The organism is Pseudidiomarina sp. CB1 (assembly GCF_024752025.1).
In the GTDB taxonomy this organism is placed as follows: domain Bacteria; phylum Pseudomonadota; class Gammaproteobacteria; order Enterobacterales; family Alteromonadaceae; genus Pseudidiomarina.
The window spans coordinates 1,240,346-1,261,229 of record NZ_JANTPU010000001.1; the positions used below are offsets into that span (position 1 = coordinate 1,240,346).

Annotated in this window: 15 protein-coding genes; 1 reads left to right on the forward strand and 14 read right to left on the reverse strand. The window is 48.2% G+C overall.

Translation table 11 applies throughout. From position 1 onward, the window contains the following. Window position 1: 1 nt before the first annotated feature. From NV375_RS05955 to wecC, 4 genes are read right to left on the reverse strand one after another with little or no spacing between them, the layout of a single operon-like run. On the reverse strand, window positions 2-715 hold the full coding sequence (locus NV375_RS05955; protein ID WP_126771344.1) for a WecB/TagA/CpsF family glycosyltransferase: 714 nt from the start codon (window positions 713-715) through the stop codon (window positions 2-4). After that, window positions 712-1,857, reverse strand: a complete 1,146-nt coding sequence (gene wecB, locus NV375_RS05960; protein ID WP_126771346.1) for a non-hydrolyzing UDP-N-acetylglucosamine 2-epimerase — start codon at window positions 1,855-1,857, stop codon at window positions 712-714. The genes NV375_RS05955 and wecB overlap by 4 nt, the downstream gene beginning before the upstream one ends. Next, entirely contained in the window at window positions 1,854-2,906 is a 1,053-nt protein-coding gene (locus tag NV375_RS05965; protein ID WP_126771348.1) for a glycosyltransferase family 4 protein, read from the reverse strand. The genes wecB and NV375_RS05965 overlap by 4 nt, the downstream gene beginning before the upstream one ends. A 9-nt stretch (window positions 2,907-2,915) precedes the next feature. Continuing rightward, window positions 2,916-4,184 carry a UDP-N-acetyl-D-mannosamine dehydrogenase gene (gene wecC, locus NV375_RS05970; protein ID WP_126771349.1) on the reverse strand — a complete coding sequence of 423 codons (1,269 nt, stop codon included), beginning with the start codon at window positions 4,182-4,184 and terminating at the stop codon, window positions 2,916-2,918. A gap of 89 nt (window positions 4,185-4,273) precedes the next feature. Between wecC and NV375_RS05975 the strand changes: the two genes are divergently transcribed. Further along, window positions 4,274-5,419, forward strand: coding sequence for a polysaccharide pyruvyl transferase family protein (locus NV375_RS05975; protein WP_126771350.1), 1,146 nt, complete (start codon window positions 4,274-4,276; stop codon window positions 5,417-5,419). A 5-nt stretch (window positions 5,420-5,424) separates the two neighbouring features. Here NV375_RS05975 and NV375_RS05980 read toward each other — a convergent pair whose 3' ends face one another. The 10 genes from NV375_RS05980 to NV375_RS06025 form a co-directional block, all read right to left on the reverse strand. Then, entirely contained in the window at window positions 5,425-7,275 is a 1,851-nt protein-coding gene (locus tag NV375_RS05980) for an acyltransferase family protein (RefSeq protein WP_126771351.1), read from the reverse strand. Between the two features lie 28 nt (window positions 7,276-7,303). Continuing rightward, on the reverse strand, window positions 7,304-8,368 hold the full coding sequence (locus NV375_RS05985; protein ID WP_126771352.1) for a nitroreductase family protein: 1,065 nt from the start codon (window positions 8,366-8,368) through the stop codon (window positions 7,304-7,306). 285 nt (window positions 8,369-8,653) lie between these two features. Then, the gene (locus NV375_RS05990; RefSeq protein WP_126771353.1) at window positions 8,654-9,127 is read right to left on the reverse strand and encodes a hypothetical protein; all 474 of its coding nucleotides are present in this window, start codon (window positions 9,125-9,127) and stop codon (window positions 8,654-8,656) included. Window positions 9,128-9,146: 19 nt separating this feature from the next. Further along, window positions 9,147-9,326: a hypothetical protein gene (locus NV375_RS05995; protein ID WP_126771354.1), complete on the reverse strand. Its 180-nt coding sequence runs from the start codon at window positions 9,324-9,326 to the stop codon at window positions 9,147-9,149. Between the two features lie 292 nt (window positions 9,327-9,618). Further along, complete coding sequence (locus NV375_RS06000) at window positions 9,619-10,977, reverse strand: flippase (RefSeq protein WP_258807313.1); 1,359 nt, start codon at window positions 10,975-10,977, stop codon at window positions 9,619-9,621. Between the two features lie 229 nt (window positions 10,978-11,206). Continuing rightward, window positions 11,207-12,895, reverse strand: a complete 1,689-nt coding sequence (locus tag NV375_RS06005) for a hypothetical protein (RefSeq protein ID WP_258807314.1) — start codon at window positions 12,893-12,895, stop codon at window positions 11,207-11,209. A gap of 356 nt (window positions 12,896-13,251) precedes the next feature. Continuing rightward, complete coding sequence (locus NV375_RS06010; protein WP_258807315.1) at window positions 13,252-14,787, reverse strand: hypothetical protein; 1,536 nt, start codon at window positions 14,785-14,787, stop codon at window positions 13,252-13,254. 374 nt (window positions 14,788-15,161) lie between these two features. Then, window positions 15,162-16,853, reverse strand: a complete 1,692-nt coding sequence (locus NV375_RS06015) for a hypothetical protein (protein ID WP_258807316.1) — start codon at window positions 16,851-16,853, stop codon at window positions 15,162-15,164. Between the two features lie 186 nt (window positions 16,854-17,039). Then, entirely contained in the window at window positions 17,040-18,560 is a 1,521-nt protein-coding gene (locus tag NV375_RS06020) for a hypothetical protein (RefSeq protein ID WP_258807317.1), read from the reverse strand. A 272-nt stretch (window positions 18,561-18,832) separates the two neighbouring features. Beyond that, window positions 18,833-20,884 carry a secretin N-terminal domain-containing protein gene (locus NV375_RS06025; protein WP_258807318.1) on the reverse strand — a complete coding sequence of 684 codons (2,052 nt, stop codon included), beginning with the start codon at window positions 20,882-20,884 and terminating at the stop codon, window positions 18,833-18,835.

Here is a 20,884-nt window from a genome sequence, read left to right on the forward strand (position 1 = left end):
TTTATAGTTTACCGCTTAAATCAGCGAACAAATATTTAATTAAACTTCGTTGTCTTAAAATTCGACTTGGTTGGCAACATAAACGGTAAAGCCATTCTAAATGCATGGCGCACGCCCATGTTGGCGCTCTTTTCACAGCCCCTACGTAGACGTCGAACGTTCCTCCAACCCCTTGATAAAACGCTTCAGGATAGGCTTGCTGAAGACGATAGATCAGTCTCTCTTGTTTCGGCGAGCCAAGAGCAATGCTTATAATTTTAGGTTTATGGTTAATAAGAGCATTAATAACTTCGCTTTCGTCGAAAGAGTAACCATCGCATGCATACACTACCGATACGCCAAGCTCTTTCAGTCGCGATACTACCTTTTGGCTTACTTCAGGCTTAGCTCCAATCAACATCACTGGTATTTCTAGCTCAGCACTTTTTACCATCAATGCTTGCCAAAGATCACAGCCAGGTATACGTACGTTTGAGAACCCTTTGCGACGTATCGTTCTCACCACTCCAATACCATCAGCATACCTTAATACCGATGTATCAATAGCCGACCTTAATTCTTCGTCGGTTTTGGCCAGCATCACCTTTTCCGGGTTAATTGCTATAGCCGAACCTTGTAAAATATCACCGCCATTGATGACACAATCAACTGCCTCATCAATAGACTTGAAAGGCCGAACTGCAATTCCGCCTACCATTACCTCATTATTGCTCATACGTTAGACTCATTTAAGTAAGCCAAAAGAGCATCAACAATTCGCGAGCAAGCCTTACCATCGCCGTATGGGTTCTGCGCTACACTCATGCGAGCATATTCGTCACGATCGGTAAGTAATTCACTAAGGCCAATTTCTATATTTTCCTGCTGCGTTCCAACCAATTTGACGACCCCAGCAGTAACAGCATCAGGCCTTTCTGTTGTATCTCGCATTACCAATACCGGCTTGCCAAGTGAAGGGGCTTCTTCTTGAATTCCACCTGAATCCGTTAAAATTAGATAGCTCCGCTGCATCAAATACACAAAAGGGAGATAATCTTGCGGCGCAATAAGATGAATTCTTGGATGGCTTGCCAATAACTCACGCACAGGTTTTTGCACATTTGGATTTAAGTGCACGGGGTAGAGAAACTCGACATCCTCAAAACGATCTGCAATGTTTCGGATGGCTCGACAAATTCGTTCGAAGCCTCCGCCAAAACTCTCGCGTCGATGCCCGGTCACTAAGACTAAACGCTTACTCTTGTCGAGAAAGCTGAACTGATCATCGAGACGGCCACGTAGTTCGTCATCACCCTTTAGCAAATCCGCAACGTCAAGCAAAGCATCGATGACGGTATTACCGGTTTGAATAATAGTGGCGCGGTCATAACCTTCATGCTCAAGCGCTTCAACTGCAGAGGCGGTCGGCGCAAAATGGAGATTGGTCAATACCCCAGTTAGCTTGCGATTAGCTTCTTCTGGCCATGGCGAATAAATATTACCAGTACGAAGCCCTGCTTCGATATGTCCCACTTTATGCTGACCATAATAGGCCGCAAGAGCTGTCGCAAAAGTCGTTGCGGTATCTCCGTGAACCAACACGAAATCAGGCTTCACCTGCTCAAGTATAGGTTTGAGACCTATCAAAATAGAACTCGTAACATCATGCAGAGTTTGACCTGGCTTCATAATGTTCAGATCAAAATCTGGGTTAATGGCGAATAGCTGCAATACCTGATCTAACATCTCGCGATGTTGCGCTGTAACACAAACTTTACACTCAATATTCGGGTTCGCCTGCAATACCTTCACAAGGGGCGCCATTTTTATGGCTTCGGGCCGCGTCCCAAACACCACTAATAATTTCTTTTTCGTCATTTGGCCTGTCTTACAATGCTTTCGTTAAATTGGATGAAAGACTCAGCTAGTTTTTCGCTTAAGTAATTCCTTAGAACATGTTGCTTACCGTTTTTCGCTAATTCCACTCGGTTCGCATATGCCAGCTCAATAGCTTTAGCTAACGTCGATGGTGACGCATCGTTGACCAAAATACCTGTTTCGCCATCTAAAACAACATCGGGAACTGCGCCTTGGCGTAACGCTACAACTGGTAAACCTGCAGCCATAGCTTCAATGAATCCCATACCAAACGAATCATACCGTGATGGAAGACAAAATATATTGGCTTTCTCGATGACGGCTAATTTTTTATCGTAATCAACCCAGCCTAGAAACGACACGCGCTCGTTAAGCTTCAACTTTTTTACAAGTTGCTTTAAGTCGTCCTCTTGCGGACCACTACCAGCAACCAATAGAACATAATTGTTGGGGAGTGCTTTGAGTGCATGAACAACATCAGCAACGCCTTTCTTTTCGAGCAGACGCGCCATTGCAAGTAGCGTTATCTGACCTTCTGGAGGCTTTATCGAAACAGGCTGATGAGCAATGCCTTCTAGCTCTACACCTAACGGGTTTCCTATTACTGCAATTGGGCACGGTAACGCACCTAACTTACGTTCAAATAGACGTTGCCACCACGGCGTCAACACCGCTATACCGTCAGCATTACGCAACATAGCTCGAATAAAAAAACGACCAACGGGACTGAGCAAATACGCTTCCATTTTTGCGCTATGGAAGTGATAGATAACTTTACCACCAGCCCTCTTTACCGCACGCGCGAGTAACCACTTCCGAAAAAGTGACAGCCACGGGCCACAGTGCAACCAAGCGGTATCCTTTGCGGTAACTTCATTCCGTAAAGTTCGATAGGCTGATAAAAATCGGCGCTTCTTGTCTCGTTCACTATGAGAACTTACTGCGCGGAAACCATAATCTCGCAATACTTTTGACTGCGTAAACCCAACAAGCGCTGAGCTTATTCCTCCTTTTCCGACCTTTACGGCAGTACTAACAATAAATAACATTCAAGGTCCCTAATGATCCATAAGTCCGCGCGTATCGATCCAGGCTAAATGTTCAATTTCACCTCGGCTGATAGCTTTAAATTCATTATGATCAACAAGTAAAACCGCAACATCTGCATGCTTCAATCCGAAGTCAATTTCAACCAGCTTTGCGCCCTCAACTGGGTTTGCATCAGCCTTAATGTGAGGCTCGACAACGTAGGTTGTCCCACTATGTTTGGCAGCAATTTCCTTCGCAATCGCCAAAGCCGGACTTTCCCGCAGGTCATCAATATTAGGTTTAAACGCTAAGCCCATACAGGTGACCGTCAATTCCGAAATGGATTTTTGTTTTTGCGCAGCGACCCGAGTCAACGTCTCAAGTACACGATTTAGCACCCACAGCGGTTTACTATCATTTACTTCTCGTGCTGTGCGTATTAGCTTTGCAGTCTTTGGAGCCGAACTGACAATGAACCAAGGGTCAACTGCAATACAATGCCCGCCAACTCCTGGACCTGGCTGCAGGATATTTACGCGTGGGTGTCTATTCGCCAATCGAATAAGTTCCCAAACATTTATGTTTAGCTCATCGCATACGAGTGACAACTCATTTGCAAAAGCAATATTAACATCCCGAAAACTATTCTCGGTCAACTTGGCCATTTCAGCGGTACGAGCATTGGTTTTTAAGCAGTTTCCCTTAAGAAAAATCGAGTAGAGGTCGCCTGCAGCTTCGCTGGATGCCTTCGACAAACCTCCGACAATACGATCATTTTGGACCAACTCGTCCATAACTTTTCCAGGCAAAACTCGTTCGGGACAATACGCAACCAATACGTCGGCACTATCACCATATTCGCTAGGAAATTTAAGATCAGGCCGCGCAGCTGCTAACCAATGTTCCATTTTTTCGGTGGTACCAACAGGCGAAGTAGATTCAAGAACGATTAAATTACCAGTCTTTAGTACTGGAGCAATTGCTTCTGCCGCTGCCCGAATATAGCTTAAATCACCGTCACGATTTTCGGTGAATGGAGTCGGAACTGCAATTACAAAAGCGTCAGCGGCCTCAGGTTGGGTAGTGGCGCGCAATTTATGTTCCGCAACCGTGTGTCGCACAACTTCCCTCAGCCCCGGTTCGACAATATGGATTTCGCCTTTATTTATGGTGTCTACGGCAGCTTGATTGATGTCGACTCCGATCACCTCGGTTCCTTCACGCGCAAAAATTGCAGCTGTGGGGAGGCCAATGTAGCCCAAACCAATAACGGACACTTTACTAAACTGTTTACTCACAAAACTTCCTTCGCCAATCAGTGCGTGTTTGAATTGAGATTCCGTGAAAGCGCGGTATTATACCCTATTATTTCTCAACACCGAACCATATGCTCACCATTGAAATCAAGGGAATTGGATTCAACAATAAGGGCGCCGAGCTCATGCTTTCAGCCGTTATTGACCATTTTAAAGTTGTTTATCCAGATGTTCGCTTTGTAGTAGAGCCACCTGTCTCTCGCCGACAACTCAAACACTTTGAGTTGATGCTCAAAGCACGTTATTTGAGGAAAGGGTACAACACTTTGCAGTTTCTGAATATTTTCCCAAAGTTTATTTTACACAAACTAAGCATTGTAAAAAGCTCGGAAGTTAATATTGTCCTTGATGCCAGCGGATACGGTTATGGCGATCCTTGGGCACCGGGCATTATAAAAAACAAGTTAGCTTTAGAAATCAATAGGTTAAAATCAACAAGGATTCCTCTGATTCTTTTACCACAAGCATTCGGCCCGTTTGAAAAAAAAGCTGTCAAAACAGCATTTCTGCCTATCTACAATAATGCTGATTTACTCTTTGCGCGAGATGAGGCTTCATTAAAGTACCTCTCTGATTTAGGAGTTACACAAGCGGAAGTTAAACAGTCTCCGGATTTTACCAACTTAGTTAAGCCCACGCCCTACTCTGACTTCCAACCTTCTCTCAAATCGGTATGTTTGATCCCAAACCTAAAAATGCTTCGCAATGCCCTGGTGTCTACGCAATACCTGAATTTTTGTCGTGAAGTTTTGGAAAAAACACATAACGAAGGCTTCGAGCCCTTTATTCTCGTGCATGAGAAAGCTGAAGACACAACGCTAGCAAAACAGCTGTTACACGGACTAGATGGACTTGATATTCCGATTGTGACACCTAACACAGCAAAAGAGTGTAAATGGGTCATTGGTCAATCACACCTTGTCATTTCTAGTCGATTCCACGGACTCGTCAACGCTCTCAGCCAAGGAATACCTTCCTTTGCTACAAGTTGGAGTCACAAATATCAGGCGCTACTCGCTGATTATGAACATGAAAGTTACTTGATTGACCTAAACAAGACAGCTGATGAGGCGTCCCGTGTGATATCTCTACTGAAAGATAGTGAGAAGATGACTCAGATCCGTAATCATCTTGAAACTCAGTCAATCAAGCAAAAAGAACTCACACGGAAGATGTGGAAACAAGTTGAACAAAAGATAAACCAGCTAACTCGTTAGTTAAACTACAAATTTAGTGCTGAACGGATTTTTTCCCCAACAAGGGGCTGAGCTTCAAGCGAAAAATGATTTTCATCACGAAGCAACAGCGCGTTTCCATTCGTTATTTTACAGTCTCCCCCCTGATTGCAAAATAGTGGGACGAGGTCAACGTAATGAATATCTAATTCTTTCGCCAACTTCTTCTCGCGTTGAAGTAATTCGTAGTTTGTTGTTTCGCTAAGTTTATATTGGCAGTCACTAAATCCATTACCTTCACTTAGAGACTTAACTATACAGCCCTCAACTCCAGGAAAGTGAGGTGTGGACGAGACAAGATATATGTCGTAATTCAATGACTTTAACTTATCAAACGTCGCTTTTACTTTACTCTTCCAGCGATAGATTGAAATACTCTTTGACGACGACACCAGTACGGCTCGCTGATTCGTGCTTTCCAAGCTTTGTAACTTCTCAAAAACCAAATCATTATAATCTGGACACGTTATCAATTCTTTCCGAGGTGCTTCTTTAATTCCCACTACTGGCGGGCATGCGGACAATGTCATTTGCCAGACTCCGGCATCACCCACAACCTCAGCGACTGCCTTACCAAGGTGCATCGCATGGGAGTCTCCCCATAAAATATACTTGGGATCAGCACTTGACTTGCAACGTGGGTCATCAAAACTTGCTCCAGAGCAAGCGTTACTTAACCCATAATTTTGAGCTAATCTAAGAAATTCTTCATTTCGCTCTGGAAAACCTTGCTTCATATGTCCGTAAATACCACTTGTCGAAAACGCAACAATCCCAACAAATGAGAACACAAATACGTTTCGACGAGTCCAAGTTCGACTTTTATTGTTACGGAAGGGTTGCTCAATCACGTAATAGGTTATGGTCGCAAGCATAAGCGTTGAAATAACGACAAGAGCACCAACTAAGAGACTAGGTTCTTCAAATGTCTTCGCGCGATAGAAGGCCAGCAATGGTTGATGCCATAAGTAAGCACTGTATGAAATCAGACCTACGCCGACAAAACCTTTCCAGCTCAAAAACTTGTTGACCCAATTTGATGGTGCGGAAGAGCATAAAACCAATACGGTGCCTAGTGTCGGCACTAACGCATAAAAACTAGGAAACGGTGTCCTGTCATCGAACGCGAAAATCGCGAGCAAAATAAGTCCCATTCCAATAACACTGAACAACTGTTTGGTTTTTGATGCTTCGCCAATTTTCAATTTATCGGCGTGAACTGCAACGAGTGAGCCCATCATCAATTCCCAGGCTCGAGTCGGCAGTAGATAAAAATTGAAGCTAGGGTTAACGCTCGAAAAATACTGCGCGGCTAATAAACTTACGATGAAAATGAGCCAAAAGGTTATCGCCATTGAACGTAAACTCAAACGCCAAAGCAATAACATGGCAATCGGAATAATGACGTAATACTGCTCTTCTACGGCCAGGCTCCACGTATGCAGGAGCGGCTTCATTTCTGCAGCAACGTCAAAGTAGCCGGTTTTTAAAAAGAAATAGATATTTGACGAAAACAGGGCAGTAGAAACGAGACTTTGAAAAAACTCTTTCAATGCAAAGGGGTCAAGCCACGCCCAAGCAAACGGAATACACGCCAGCATGACAGCAAATAACGCTGGTAAGATCCGACGAGCACGGCGCTCATAAAAATGGATAATACTAAACTTATCTTGAGCTAACTCTTTAAGAAGAATGGACGTAATCAAATACCCACTGATCACGAAAAAAATATCGACGCCAACATAACCACCACTGAATAGCTCGAAGCCAGCATGGAATAAAATTACGGGGAGAACGGCAAATGCTCTTAAGCCATCAACTTCAGAACGGTATTTCATTTAACTTCCTGTGCACCAAAATCCATCGTTATTGCCGCATCAAAACGCGGTCATCCTTCTTCGCTGAATACGCCACGCCGCCCTCGGGGTCGGCGTAACCCACCGCCATTAGCATTATGGGGCGCTGGTAGGGTTCGAGCTGCAATTCTCGCTGCATGGCGCGTTCGCGCTGCTCGATGTCGGGCCAGTTAATTGGACAGGTTGCAAGGCCCAAGGTTTCGGTAGCGAGCATCAATTGCATCGCAGCCAATGCGCCGTCAATGTATATGCAATGGCGGTCGCGTTCAAGTGGATAGGCACTTAAATCACCTACCACCACAATCAATGCTGGGATCTGCTGCGCAAAACCGACTGTACCGCCGGCAAAGCTGGCCACCTTCGCCGCACGCGCGGCATCGTTAATCACATAAAACGAATAGGGTTGGCGATTGCAAGCCGAAGGCGCTAGCGTCGCCATGTTCACTGCGCGAGTCAGCAACTGTTCTGGTACCGCTTCGGGCAAATACCAACGTACTGAACGCCGCCGCCGAAATAACTGTTCAAGGTCATCGGCGTTAACCGATAACGCCGGAGCGTCTGCGCGACGATACGGCACCGCTCCCGAGTTTGTTGCATCGGCGGTTGTACGAGTTGTCCATAGCTCACGCGCTTTGGTAATCACTGGGGTGTCTTGCACTACGGTAAAGTATTCATGCAGTACATCGTGCGCCCAGTTTAATTCCGCTGCGGCAATAACCTTGCTTTGCTGTGCGCGTAGGAACATCTGCACGGTTTCTTCAATATAGGCTTCGGCAAACACCGCGCGCCGCGGGCGCATGATCAGGCCTTTTTCCAGACGATGAGTGTTACGGCGAAGCAACGCATAGCTCTGTTGGTCTTGGTTGAGCGAGCGCCAATAGGCACGGCGGCCTTGTATTACGCCAAAATGTTCGCGGGTGAAGGCGCGACTGAAAAGTCCGTAATACAGCGAGCTGCTCCAGCGCCAACGCGCAAACAATGGCAACACCCAACGACTCACACGCGCAGGCCACGCCCGCAACGACGCCTTTAATTCCGACGGTAAATATCTGCGAGCGAGTGAGCGAAGTCCCATAGTCGCGTTTCTATCTCTTTATGCGTCAAACAGTTGTCCAATGCCGACAAGTTTATCAGCAACCTTCGGTGAATGCATTAGTCCGTGTTGTTGGCGTTGGTCCGCACATGGGTACCCCGTGGTTTTACCACGGGTCCGACCCGAACATCGACGCACACCTGTAGCCCGTGGTTCTACCACGGGTCCAACCCGAACATTGCGCGGTGATTGTAGCCCGTGGTTCTACCACGGGTCACGCTCGAACATTGTGCGGTGGTGGTAGTTACCCCGTAGTAGAACTACGGGCTACTTCACCACACGCAGGTGTGGCTTTTCCCTGGGGACTAATTCCTCATCACCATCTAACTCAGTCTCGCTTGGGAAAGTGAATGGCGGGTGACTATTGAAATCGACTAATTTGATCTTGGATTCAGAAAACTTTTGGAAGTTGAGCAGATAAGCAGACAACCAATCCCCCCGTGAACATTCTTCTGTAGCTTCATAACATGGAATTCCGATGTGATAGTGCCAAAGGTGATGCTTTCTCGCGTATTGTACTTTTGCTATGAATTTGGGGTCGTTTTTATCAACGTCAGTAGATTCTTTCATTCGGCCCGGGAAAAGGTCTGTATCACCGAATCCGTGAGCTAGATAATTAGCAATGAAATGATTAAACTTTTGCTTATCGGAGAGTTCAGATGGATAGCAATGCGGCGGCTGTTCGCTCGCATTCATATAAATTTTCAAGAAGTGGTAGCTTACCGTCAGTTGTCGTTCCATGACACGATTCCTTTATTTACTATCCCTCAAGTGTTTGCATCTGATAGTAAACCTGCTCCATTTGGCGTTGAACTTCTTCTGGCGTCATTGCGCCTTTGAGTTCAACAACCTCTTCACTGTCGCGACCTTCAACAGCAGCTTCCATTCGCGGAAGATCGTAGGTGTAGTTAGTTTTTTTATCATCATAATTGCGTGACATGCGTTGCTTCTCCATTAGCGATGCGAATTGTCAAAATCGACACCTATTGTAGTTGTTGTCTATAAAACAAGCAAATCCATGTCATTGGTAGCCCGTGGTTCTACCACGGGGTCAACCCGACGTTTTCGCTATGGTCAATGAATTCGACATCCCCCGCAGTAGAACTGCGGGCTACGACATGGGGTAGCCCGTGGTTCTACCACGGGGTCAACCCGACGTTTTCGCTATGGTCGATGAATTCGGCATCCCCCGCAGTAGAACTGCGGGCTACCATGTGACGCGGTGGTGGTTGTTACCGGCGCCAATAGCGGTAGCCGAGGGTTAGCGGGAGCAGCAAGGCGTGGGTCATTTGCCGGGCCATGGGGCGGGTTTTGGCGCTGCACCAGAAGCTAAAGTAGCCTGCCATGGCGTACGCCAGCACGGTCGCAAGTGCAGCGCCCATGCCGCCGTAGCGCGGGATCAGCCACAGGTTGGCCGCCACGTTAAACACCGCGCCCAAACCGTGCGTCACCAACGAAAACGGCATGTACCGCTTGGCCAACAGCCATTTACTCGCCACCGCGCGCATAAACACAAACACACCGGCCCAGATATGCACCGCCAGAATTGCGGCGCTCGCTTGATACTCCGCACCGAAGAGCCAAGGCACCACCACAGGCGACGCAAACGACACCACTACGGCGATACTTAGCGAAAGCAGCAACATGGCGTCCACTAACTGTTGTACGCGCGCTGCGAACCACTGAGGGCGTTCCTCGCGGTGCTTCATAAGCACAGTAAAATAGGAGCTGACAATGGCGACCGCCAAAAAGTACCACGCTTCGGAAAGTCGCGCGGCTAAAGCATAATTGCCCAAGACGTCATCGCTGGTCATGTGACCGAGCATGATCTGATCGATTTTCAGGTAGATTGCTGCGGCGACGCCGGACAGCAACAACCAACCGGTTTGCCGAAAAAGTTGCCGCGCGTAATCGAAGGAAAAATCCCGCAAGCTCAGCCAACTGCGCGTGGCTTGTCGATAAAGCAACAACAAGCCGCCGTCGGTGAACACATAGTCGGCGGCAAACACCGCGGCTATCCAAAATAAGTCTTGCGTCCACCAGGCGACGAGGATTTTGCCGATGCCGCTAACGAGCACAACGCCACTACGTACCAAACTGATCGGCTTGTGGGCAAGTTGCGCTTGAAAGAAAAAGCGCACCACCTGCACGGCTTGGGTGACGCTCGCTAGCGCCAGTACGGCAAGCGCCATGCGGGCGTCGAGTGCAAGGTCATCGGCGAGCAGCACCCAGGCTAGTAATAAGCCGAGGCCGAGTATGGCGCCGATGAGACGCATGCCAAGGGTGGTGGCCATCACTTGCTTGCGCGCGTGATGCCCCTCTACCAGCTCGCGAGTCACGACGTCGTTAACGCCAAGAGCGGCAAGGGGCAGCACCAACGTGACCGCAGCGAGCACATAGGCCAACTGGCCAAACACTTCTGGCCCAAGCGCATGCGCCAACCATAGCGTCACGACCAAATTCACCGCCATGGTAACTACGCGTTCAATCATCATCCAAGAAGCGTTTGCCAGCACCGCTCGCGTCATACCCAACCCTGAAGTCACCGCAAAGCCCTTAGCATACACTGGGGCCGCCCGTGGTTCTACCACGGGGGAATCCGAACATTGTGCGTAGCCCGTGGTTCTACCACGGGTCCAACCCGAACATTGTGCGTAGCCCGTGGTTCTACCACGGGGGAATCCGAACACTGTGCGTAGCCCGTGGTTCTACCACGGGTTTAACCTGACGTTTCCGTCATGATCGATGAATTGGGCATCCCCCGCAGTAGAACTGCGGGCTACCATGTGACGCGGTGGTGGTAATTACCCCGTAGTAGAACTACGGGCTACCAACGCGCTGCGAATCATTCGGCATCCAGTTGCGGTCGTTGCCGATGGTGTAGGCGGAGTGCAGCGCTAACAGGTCGGGTTCTTGCGCGACCACCACGGTCAGTGCGATGCGTTGGCTGGTATGCAGCAAGCCCTTGGCGAACAGCGCCTCGCGCACCACGCCGGCGAGCTTGGTGACGCCGGTCGGCGCACGTAAGTCACCCACTAACGCCTCAGCTAACTCATGGCGCACGCCATCAGCATCCGTCACCTCTATGTAAACCTTGGGAATTTCATCACCCGCAGCAAACACCTTGCGGTTGGTCAGGTACAGAATCTGATCCACCCCAACCCCAGACTGCGCCGACACCTGTTGCACCGCATACGGCAGTGCAGCCACCGTAAATGCCGTGCCATTCAAACCCCACGCACCAAGCGCAAGCGGGTCAAGGTCAACGGTGTGCTCCTCTCCAAACCCAACCACCGCAGTCAGCGTAAAATCCCCGTGAGTAACCACTAACTCACCGTTCAAGCGCAAGCTCAACAGCTGCGATGCCAATAAGTCACTGCCGTCGGCAAGCTGCGCATTACAACGCCACTGCAACGCGTCGGCGGTCACCTCTAGCCATACGCAGCTCGAACTCGGCAACGCTACGTGCGGACTCAAGTCGTCCGGTTGCAGCTCCCCTGCCCCTAAGCCCAACCAAGAAAACCGCTCAGTGCCCGACAACGTGTACGTCACGTATTGCGGTACAGCTGCAAGGTCTAACGCAGCGGATTGCAACTGAAACGCAGCGCTATCCGTATCGGCGTCACTATCGCTAGCACCGACCACAAACAGCCGGCGGTAAGGCTCCTGCACCGCGACCGTGCGATCAAACACCTCTGTCCCGACCTTCATTTGCCATTGCGGCTGTAGGGTAACCAACGTGGCGCTGTCTGCGCTGTGCAGATCAAGCTCATCAGGCACATGGCCAGGCACATCCGGATAACCATCGTAGTTGGTGCGCGACACCGTCATCACGGGGTAGCTTGACGCATTAAGCGCCACTAGCTTAGCGGCATGCAGCGACACCGCACCAAAATCGATGGGCGCTCCCACGGTGGTCAGTTCGCTCGGACCATTGAAATCGGTGATGCGGAACTTGACCCACGTCAGATCTTCGGCAGCAAGATAGCCGCTACCAATGTTGTCCAAGGTCAGCCCTTTGTAAGCACGCAGCAGATCAGGCGCGGCCCAGACCCGTAGAAAATGCTCGGTCTCACTAATGTAACCACGACAAAGCTCGTCGATGGTCAAATACGGGTAGGTCGTTTGCGACTCATAATGCCAGTGCGTGTACTGCGGATTCGCAGCCACCGCCGTGTGGCATGGGTGGTCGCGGTCATCACCGACATTAAAGACAAAGTTGGTGGTCGGCAGGTTGTATTCTTTCTGACTCTCAATAAAAAGCTGGGCAGGCAGGCTCGAAGTGTCCACCACACCGTCGCCCGGAAACTGCAGAATAATGAAGTCACCGCGGGCATAATTGTCGCGGAGTTCCATGTGAATCGATGAAGAATTAAAGCTATCGGTCAGCGAGAGGTATTCGGGAGAGGTTCGTACGGTTTGCGTTTGTTGTAAGTCAGCACTCAGTGCCATAGACGAGAAAAAAGCCGCGGCGCCAAGCGCAACGGCTGCGAAATTACTTTTACACATATCCATATTCCTTGTTTTTTGCCATACAGCGCAACAGCTTTCAAAAGCCTGCGGTACGAAATGCGCTGGTGTCCTAATTCCTTTTACCGCGCTTTCTAAATTACCTTAGGAATATGATTTGTAAAGAATTATCGCACTTTTATGTCGCAAATGTCTCACAACCTCGTATGAGTACCCCGTAGTTCTACTACGGGTCCAACACAACGTTTTAACCATCGCCAAAAAATAAAATAACCCGCAGTAGAACTGCGGGCTACATGTTTCCGACGTCGGTAGCCCGTAGTTCTACTACGGGTCCAACCCGAACATTGTGCGGTGGTTGTAGTTACCCCGCAGTAAAACTGCGGGCTACGATGTTAGCTTGGCCCGTTGCCGTCATACACACGTTGCGAATCGTTCTGCACCCAGCCGCGGTCAGAACCACCAACGTTGTAAGCCGAATACACCTCAATACTGGCAGGATTCTCAGGCACGGTCACAGTAATCGAAACCTTCTGCGACGCATCCAGCAAGCCACGTGCAAACATCGCTTCACGCAACGCACCAGCAAGCTTGATGATGCCTTTACCAGCTGTCAGACCACCAAGATCATCACTACTAAAGTGCTGACGCTCACCCGACTCAGTGATCACGTCGATATAAATCGGTGGCTCAAAGTCGCTGTAGTCTTTCTGACTCTTATTGGTCACATACAGAATCTGGTCAATACCGGTGCTGCCAGCTTCAGCTGAAGCTTGCGCTGCATAAGGCATGTACGGAATGTGGGTTTCAGAACCGTTAATATCCCACTCGCCGTAGTCAAGCTCTGCTAACTCTACGATGTAATCCGGTTGATCACCACTGCGCAGTGTATACGGTATGCTCGTCGAACTTGAGACACCATTGGTAAGAATGCGACCTTGCGCTTTGAACGTACCACTTGGAATGATCGCGGTGCCATTCGGTGTCAACGTAAGGTCGCTTCTATAATGTCCGAGCGCCGTTGTTTCACACACAGATACCAGCTCGCTCTGAGACACTAACTCAACTTTACATCCAGTACCCGTAGCGCTTGCTTGACTACTAAAATCAAATGAATTGGGGTCATTCGGCGATTCATCAACAATCCAACTGAACATATTCGCACCCGAATAGGTCACACGACGTTCGTAAGGAGCGGCCCAGCCATCGAACCAGCTAACGTCTCTATTTTCATCGATATCCCAAATGATAGTGTCGCTTGTGCCTGCAGTAAATGCTACACGGTAGTCATTGATAACATCAACGGTACGATCAAAACCCCACGTACTGTTGTTCAACATTTCACTGTAATAGTGATATTGAACCGCGATCGACACCAAGCTCACGGAATTTTCGTCAGATATGTCTAGTGGATCTGGAGTGTCACCTTCGGCATCTGGGTAATTGTCGTAGCTTGTACGCGAAATCGTCTCTACCGATAGGCTATCTAGGCCTTCCAACTCAGGAGCATTGATCGTTACGTTGCCTAGATTAAGTGAGACCCCAACGGTGGTGTCACCGCTGCCACCAGTAAGTTCGGTGACGCGATATTTCGCCCACGTTTGATCATTTTCAGCGTCATAACCAGCGGTCACGTAATCGAGCGTTACGCCTTTCAAGCCACCGCCTGCCGTGCTTAATGCACTTGGCTCTAAAGGACTGGTATCGACAATGCTCTCGCCCGGAAACAGCAAAATAACGAAATCGCCTTCAGCGTATTCATCACGCAACGTAACGGTGATATCGCGCGCGTCAAACGTTTCAACAAACGACAAAAACGCATGCGAAACAAGCACATCATCAGTTGAAATTCGACTTACGGGTAATGCCGTTGCGGTTCCATGCACGAATAGTGCAGCCATCGCAGCTGAGAGTAAGGTTAGTTTTTTCATCAGAATTCCTTGCGAGCCGCTTACTGTGTCGAACGTAAGTAATGACTCTATTTATTGTTGTTAGATAAGCACCTTCACTTGCCTAGTCTAAAAAACAATCACATTGATAACAATGGGTTGACAAGGTTCATATAACATACATCTACGTTTATATTTTGTTAATACTGGTACCCCGTGGTTCTACCACGGGTCAAACCCGAAAATTATGCGGTGATTGTAGCCCGTGGCTCTACCACGGGTTTAATCTGACGTTTCTGAGATGGACGTTGGATTCACGATCACCCCGCAGTAGAACTGCGGGCTACGTACATAAAAAAACGCTCCCCGAAGGGAGCGTTACTGCAGTTTGGAGAACTTCCGTACTTTTTGTTTTATTAGTTAATGTTGTTTTGATAAACACGGTGTGAGTCGTTTTGCACCCAACCGCGGTCATCGCCACCAACATTATAGGCAGAGTAGACTTCGATATTACTACCTGCTTCTTCTACTGTGATTTCCAGACTAAACTTCTGACTCGAGGTCAACAGCCCTTTCTGGAACATCGCTTCGCGAATCTGGCCAGTCAACTTAGTGATACCATGATTAATCCGGACACCACCAAGATCAGAGTTGGTCAATTCAGTTGAGGTACCGTCTTCCGCCATTACAGTCACATAAACACGTGGCTCTGAGCCAGCGTCGTAACTGCGTGATGAAGAGTTGGTCACGTAGATGATTTGATCGATCGGCAAACCAGACTGATTACTCATTGTTTGCGCTGAATAAGGCATGTAAGGAATAACCGTCTCAGAACCATTAATGGTCCACGCACCGAAGTCGAGGTCATCGAAGCTTGATGTAAAGGTCTCGGTAGCACCTAATGATGCTGCGTACTCAACTTCACCCGTTAAGGTGAAAGGGCCATCGTTGAGAATGTTCTTCGCAACTGCATCCGGCTGCAAGTAAACCCACAGTGAACCCGCAGTGAACGTTTCGTCGCACTGAATGGTCAGCTCATCTACCGTCAAATCGGCAACAGAACACGCGCCAGTGTTGAAAGTGATTTCAGTCGAGCCGCCTGCCAGTTGAATACCCGCAGTGGTATCGTCATCATCTTCAACCCAACCAAACATGTTGTCGCCGCTCACGACAAATTCAGTTCCACGTAATGTCGCCGAAAGACCTGACGTATCGTTAGTCAACGCCATCCGTGCTTCATCACTTACACCTGTTACGAAAACGCGACGGAAGTCAGCTTCGTCTTCGGTGGTCACATCGATCACTTGGTCGAACGTTTCACCTGTGGTGAGTGCAAACTGATTCGACATGCTGAATAGCACTGCTGAATTGTCTTCGCTTTCGTCCAACGGATCAGGTGTTGAACCTTCAGCGTCTGGATAGTTATCGTAGCGCGTACGTGAGAAGGTCGAGAAACTGTATTCTTCGTAGTCAGCAAGCAAATCGGCATCAAAATCTGCAGCACCGAAATCAATCACGGTACCTACAGTTGATGCACTACTACTACCAGTTAATTCTGTAATACGATATTTCGCCCAAGTAAAGTCTCCAGACGCATCGTAACCAGTTGTAATAAAGTCAATGGTCATGCCTTTCTGCTCGGAGAGCACATCAGGATAGCCTGTATCCACTATGGTATCGTCTTGTGTATCTCCTGGAGTGCCAGCCTCGTCATAAATTTCACACTTAGAGGCGTCGGGATTTGCGCCATTGTAAACGGCATAAAGACTTCCACCAGCTGTTGGCGTTGCTGTTGTATTCGCGAGCGCATCATTACAAGTTGTATCGTATGTTGTCGAACCAGAAACGGTAACGATACTAGGAAGACTCGTAGCATCAATCACGTCACTTCCCGGAAATGACAACATAATAAAGTCATCTGCGGCGTATTCATCTTGCAAGGTAATACCAATGCTCTGCGACGTAATCGCAGAGCCCGTATTTACTTCCAGATATTCATAAGTTACTGCAGTAGGACTCGCAGGTGCTGTTGCGTCCGCTGCAATTGCAGTGCCGTGTATACCCGCAATCGCCACTGCTAGTAACGATTTCTTAAATACATTCTTCATCGTCAACTCCGTAAAGGATAGTTTTTATTTAACAACGTAAAGACTTTAGCACTCGATATGTACTTTAACAAGATAACAACAGAGAAATTAAATTTACAGATGCGCAAAAAAAAAGCGCCCCCTTATTGGGAGCGCTCGATTCTTAATACGCTTTGTTTACTAAGCGTTATAGGCTAAGCCTAATAATTAAGGTTGGTAAACGCGTTGTGAGTCGTTTTGTACCCAACCACGGTCTGAACCGCCAACGTTATACGCTGAGTAAACTTCGATGTTTGCAGGGTTTTCTTCAACCACTACAGTCAACGAAAGTTTCTTACCGCTGTTCAGTTTACCAGCTTGGAACAATGCTTCACGTACTTGACCAGTGATCTTGGTGATACCTTTACCAGCTTTGATACCGCCCAAGTCAGCGTTAGTCAGGGTGTAAGTTGAACCATCTTCGTCAAGAACGTCAACGTAGATTGCTGGCTCAACACCTGCATAATCACGAGTAGTATCGTTGGTTACGTAGATGATTTGGTCAATCGCCAAGCCTGCTTGTGCGCTTTCTGTCTGCGCAGAGTAAGGCATGTAAGGGATATGAGTGATTGAACCATTTACACCCCAAGAACCCAAAGCCATTGCACTCAGATCATAAGAGCTTGAGTTATCAGGTGCTGCAAGTGCATCATTACTAGCATCAGCCGCTTGCGTGTAGTTCACGGTAGCAGAAACTTCAAAGTTACCGTATTGAACGATTTCGTTGTTGTTTAATACGGCTGTCAAAGTAACAGCTGCAGATAGTGGATCAACACAGTTAAAGGTTACTTCGTCAGCGTCAACTGCAGTGAAAGTACATGCAGTACCGAAAGATGCCGCTAATTGAGTACCAGCTTGGATACCAGCTGTGTTTGCGTCAGTATCTTCAACCCAACCAAACATATTATCGCCACTTACAGTGTAGTCAGTTGATACAACTTCAACAGCGTAAGTAAAGTTGGCGGCAGTGTCGTCTACTTGGAAAGTAGCTTCATCAGTATCGTTAGCATTACCGCCAGTATTAGTGGTGGTAGCGTCAACGTCAAACAACTTACGATATGAGTCGATTACATCAATCGTTCCGTCAAATTCAACAGTCGCACCAGTAGCCCAAGCGAACTGATCGTCCATTTCGAACAATGGAGCTTCGTCATTGGTGTCTAGTGGATCAAAAGTTGTGACAGCAGGATCGTAGTTGTCATAGCTCAAACGTGCAGTGTACTCAACATTAAAAGCGGTACGACCAACCAAATCAGCTGAAGCAACGGTGACTGTACCGAAATCAACTACGGCACCAACAGTAGTAGTTTCACCTGCAGACGCATCCAACTCGGTAATACGGAATTTCACCCAAGTGAAGTCCCCAGCAGCATGATAACCAGCGGTGACGTAATCAATAGTCATGCCTTTAATGCCGCCAGCCACACCAGAAGCTGCCACTTGGAACTGTTGATTTAGTGATGAAGTGTCAACAACGTTGTCGCCGTCAAACTTTAAAATCAAAAAGTCGTCAGTTGCGTATTCATCAGCAAGAGTAACGCTGATAGCGTTAGAAGTAACGGTTTCAGTAACTTCTAAATACTGATTCGATACTGTAGTTGTAGTAGCGCTGATGTCTGCAGCCATCGCGCCAGTGCTAGCGCCAGCAAGAGCTAAGGCAACCAGCGATTTCTTAAACATGTTTGTCATGATGTTCTCCAATTTCATGAAATAAGAGTCCTTGGCAACCGCCAACTCCTCTGTTGTTTATCAAATTGGCCTTGATTAGAGACCGCTCCGATAATTTTGAGCCACGTTAACAAATTTTCTTATTGAGTTAGCCGTAGCCCAAATCTGTTGTAGGTTAAGCGCACTTAATGCGCGCCCTTCCCCCGTTAAATGTTCTCTGCAAGTTACTTTACCGTGTTTTTATTAACTTGAATAGTATCGGAAGCAACATTTCTGCAAAGTTACTCGCAAGATTAGTCGTTAAGATCAATCGTTGTCAAGCCCTCTGCTATTGTTTGTCGAATTTCTGCCCACTGATCTACAGAGTCAATAATTCGCGGTGTGATAAAGATAACCAGCTCGGTTTTTTCGCTATTGCTATCCTTACCTTTGAACAGATTACCTAATAGTGGGATATCTGACAACCCAGGTACGCCACTGTTGCCATTTTGTTTACTTTCTGAGATTAATCCCCCCAACAAAATGGTTTGTCCGCTTTGTGCAATCACTTCAGTTTGGATGGCACGTTCGAAGATACTTGGGCTACCCGCCACTGATGGCCCGCCTGCCGAAGTATTCGAAATCGTTTGGTCAATCTGCAATACCACTAAGCCCTGCGCATTAATGGTTGGTGTAACGGTCATCTGCACACCGGTTTTACGATACACCACTTCTTGCGTTTGGCTTTCGAAATTAGGGTTGGTGGTCGTCGAACCAATCGTTGGGATATCGTTACCCACATTAATCGTCGCCGCCACGCCATCACGTACCACAATCGTTGGATTCGAAATCACATTGATCAAGCTTGAGCTCTGTTGCAAACGCGCACGTACTGACGAAACACCGTCGGACCAGTTGACGAAAAAGCCGCCCATGTCGCCGACGCCCAAGGCACCCAACGTGCCCCCGGTAATTTGGCCCGAGCGAAACGCAAATTCAAAACCTTGAGCAAACTCATCAGTAAGCGTGACTTCAGCAATGGTGGCATCAAGCACCACTTGTTTCGGCATCACGTCTAAGCGGCGAATCACTGGCAACAGTGATTTATAGTTTTCACCCGTGGTATTAAAGATGATCGAATTCGAGCGCTCATCAACGGTCATCCGCATGTCTTCATTACCTGCCGACAAACCACGATTCGATGAATCGCTGCCTGTGCGTTGGTTATTCGAACCTGACTGCGGTTGCGCTGACTGAGTGTCGCGGCTGGTGTTACCGCCACTACCACCACCAATCAATAACGCGATGGACTGGCCTAGGTCAGAAGCACGCGCGTAACGCGGATGATAAATATAGTAGCTCTTCTCTGCACCACGGCTCGGTTGGTCAAGCTTTTCGGTCCAGAACTGCGCGCGATCAAGAATCTCTTCGTCAGCAGCAAACATCGCCACCGCACCCAGCTGATTGACTGGGATCACCAATAAGGCGACCCCGCCCACGGGTTGGTCACCTACGCTGATACCTTCCGCGTCCATCAATTCTTCAAGTTGCTCAATGTAATCTTGCGGACTAATAAAGGTCAGTTCGACCATGGCGATGTAACGACCGCGGGTCGAAGGCACATCCAATAATTGAATCAGATCGAGTAAACGCAAGATCTCTTGGCGCTGCCCTTCCGCAAAAAAGGCATTCTGCCCCATCTCGGCCGTAAGTCGTACATCGGTTAAGCCACGCAAGGTGCGTTCGAGGGTCGGTTTAAGCCCGTACTTGAGTGGAATCACCTGCAAGATGCGTTGTGCCGTATCCGGTACATCTTGGATGCGACGCCCCAAGCCAATGGCAACATTGCCCCGTTGGTTAGCTTTTACGGGAAAGATATAAAACGTTGCATCGCGATAGGCGACTTCAAGGCCATTGTCGTTCAGCAGTTGGCGCGACAAACGAAACAGCTCACGAGAACTCACCGCTTCGCTCACGTTAAGTGTGACGGTTTGGTTCAGTTCGTCTTGGCTCGCAATGATGTAATTGGTTTGTAGTGCTTTGCCAAACACCGCTTCAATAAAGGCGCGCATCGGCAACTGATTGGCGCTCATTTGTTGCGTGTCGTTGGCACTAAATTTCAGCGCTGGGTCTTGGTCGCTACTTAACTGCGAGCGTTGCGCTTGTAAACTGGTTAACCGTGAAAAGCCGCCTTCACGCAAGCCTTGCTGACTGTCTGGTTGTACATCATCACTGTTAACGAGTTCACCGTTTTTCACTTCCATCCGATCTGGGTCGATGGGAATGCGATCGGGCGTCTGTGCGCAGCCCCAAAGCGTTAATGCAGCCACTAGCGCTATAGTTATTTTTAGATTGCTTTGTGTCAT